2 protein-coding genes are annotated in these 2607 nt (G+C 37.2%); one reads left to right on the top strand and one right to left on the bottom strand.

Translation table 11 applies throughout. The annotated features are described in order from the left end of the window. Positions 1-292 precede the first annotated feature (292 nt). On the bottom strand, positions 293-1717 hold the full coding sequence (gene gatB, locus WGMM_RS04795) for an Asp-tRNA(Asn)/Glu-tRNA(Gln) amidotransferase subunit GatB (RefSeq protein ID WP_038250873.1): 1425 nt from the start codon (positions 1715-1717) through the stop codon (positions 293-295). 693 nt (positions 1718-2410) lie between these two features. Here gatB and WGMM_RS06955 point away from each other — a divergent pair. Beyond that, positions 2411-2596, top strand: coding sequence for a hypothetical protein (locus tag WGMM_RS06955; RefSeq protein ID WP_240991946.1), 186 nt, complete (start codon positions 2411-2413; stop codon positions 2594-2596). Positions 2597-2607: the final 11 nt, after the last annotated feature.

The raw sequence follows: 2607 nt of genomic DNA, 5'->3' as shown, positions 1-2607 counted from the left end.
CTCTTTTTACAATAATCCGAACAGACCGTAATATGCTACTGGCCTGCTATAGCCATAAACACATATCTTATCGCATTCGGACTATTATAAGAAAGGCTATAATACCATGAAAGGTGCGCTCAACCGCCGAGCAGGATAATCTTACAGGCATCCTCAACCTCACATAATTTTAAAGATGGTGCCGACAAATGGTAAAAAAATAATAAAATTATATGTCATGAGATTAAAGATATCGTAGCGTAAATCTGAGAATATCTACGAGATGTGCTGTTATGTAAATAAAAAAATGTGACTAGTTACTTAATCTCTCACTCAAAATTGAATTCACCACATCGGGGCTGGCTTTTCCCTTAGTGGATTTCATAACTTCGCCAACAAAGAATCCGTATAACTTTGTTTTACCGCTTGTGTATTCTTGAACTTTATCTTGGTTGTTATTGATGATTTTGTCGATAACTTCTGCTATTTTACCTCTATCGGTTATTTGCTTTAGGTCCTGCTCTTCTATAATTAAAGATGCAGGTTTGCCAGTTTCAAACATACTATCGAATACTTGTTTGCCAAGTTTAGCAGAGATTGTTCCATCAACGATAAAATCTAAGAGCTCCGACAAGGCATTTGCTTTGATTGGGGAGCTCACAATATCAATACCTGCTTTATTTAAACGACCAAAAAGCTCTACAGTTAACCAGATGACTGCAAGCTTTGAATCGTGTTTTTTTATCAATTCCTCAAAGTAATCAGCAATCGCCTTATCGGAGGTAATGACGTTTGCATCGTATTCATTGATACCCAATTCCTCAACGTATCGCAGCTTTTTTTGATCTCGGGTAACTCGCAAAGATGATTTAATAGAATCGATTTTATCCTGGCTTACCTCAACAGGTAATAAATCAGGCTCAGGGAAGTATCTATAGTCGCTTGCATCCTCTTTGCTTCTCATCACTTTTGTTTTTCCCAAAGCAACATCAAACAATAAGGTATCTTGACTTATTTCTTCCCCACTTTCTAAAATTTCAATTTGTCTTTGTATTTCATAGTCTATAGCTTGCACAATATAACGTATCGAGTTCAGATTTTTTATTTCACAGCGGGTGCCAAATATACTACTGCCTTTTAGGCGGACAGAAACATTTGCATCACAACGAAGTGATCCCTTTTCCATATCACCATCACACGAACCAATGTAACGCAAAATCTGCCTCAATTTTTTCATGCATTCTGCAGCTTCCGCAGATGAACGGAGATCTGGTTCTGAAACAATTTCCATTAAAGCAACCCCTGCACGATTTAAATCTACATAAGTTTTGCTTTCCTCGTGAACGCTCTTTCCTGCATCTTGCTCTAAATGAATTCTCGCGATTCTTATTTCTTTTTCATTATTGTTGATAAATACTCTACCATTTTTAACTATTGGCTCAAAAAACTGGGTTATCTGGTACCCTTGCGGTAAATCAGGATAAAAATAATTTTTCCGATCAAAGTAAGAATACTTATTAATTTCTGCAGAAAGTGCAAGACCGGTGCGTATTGCTTGCTCTATGCAGTAATAATTTAGTATTGGCAGCGTACCTGGCATTGCCGCATCAACTAGAGAAACTTGAGTGTTATGCTCAGCACCAAACTCCGTTGATGAGCTAGAAAATAGCTTCGTATTAGAAGAAACTTGAGCGTGCACCTCAAGCCCAATTACTGCTTCCCAATCCTCTTTCGTCATGTATTTTATTTAAATGATAATCTTAATATTCTGCAAAATTAGCACAAAAAGTCAAAACAAAACTCATGTTAGCTGAGTGGTATGCAGATTGTTTTACCCATAGAAACGGGTTAAATGCAAAAGATTACTTGACAAGCTTCGCCAGCCCTCTTATCATGAAATTGAAGCTATTTATTTATCTTCTCTGTACAGATTAAATGACAAAAAAACTCACGTATCTGGCGTATCATGTTTAATTTTTTGCACTATGTGCACCTTATGTCTTATAAAATTTCTACCTACATAAGCTGAAGCGCGCTTATAAAGCGTTTAAAACATAAAAAAACGCCAACTTAAAAAATGGATAGTGAATAACTAGCTACCTTAGCGTTTCTTTTGCCTTTTTTTCTGTTTAGTAAATTTCTTAACGTTTATAATTTAGATTAGTTGCGGTTTAAAAGCAACTGAATCGCGGTTATTAAGTGTTTAGAATAAAAAAACGCCATACTTGAAAGTATAATGTAAGTAATTAGCCAACCACGTGGCTTCTTTTGCCTTTTTTTTCGTTTGGTAAATTTCTTAATGTTTGTAGCTAAACGATAACCGTCATCCCGCTACTTGTTAGCGGCCGAGATACCACGAATGAATCGCGGTATGACGTAGGATTGCTGTCATTCCAGTGCCAAGCACTGGGATCCAGCCTTTATTATTTGGTTGAAATTAAGTCTTCTGGATCCCAGTGTCAGCTACTTGGATGACACCATTCTTTTTTCTGGATTCCAGTGTCTGGGCACTGGAATGACATCCTCCCTTGTGGAGATTGCTCTCAAATCACAATGTTCGTACAGCTATGCAAACGCAAAGGTGTCATTCCAGCGCGTGACGCTGGAATCCAGTTGAGCTATTTCAAC

This window comes from Wolbachia endosymbiont of Glossina morsitans morsitans (assembly GCF_000689175.1).
In the GTDB taxonomy this organism is placed as follows: domain Bacteria; phylum Pseudomonadota; class Alphaproteobacteria; order Rickettsiales; family Anaplasmataceae; genus Wolbachia; species Wolbachia pipientis.
Note: the sequence above shows the minus strand (reverse complement) of the source record. Positions and strands in the feature narration are given on the sequence as shown.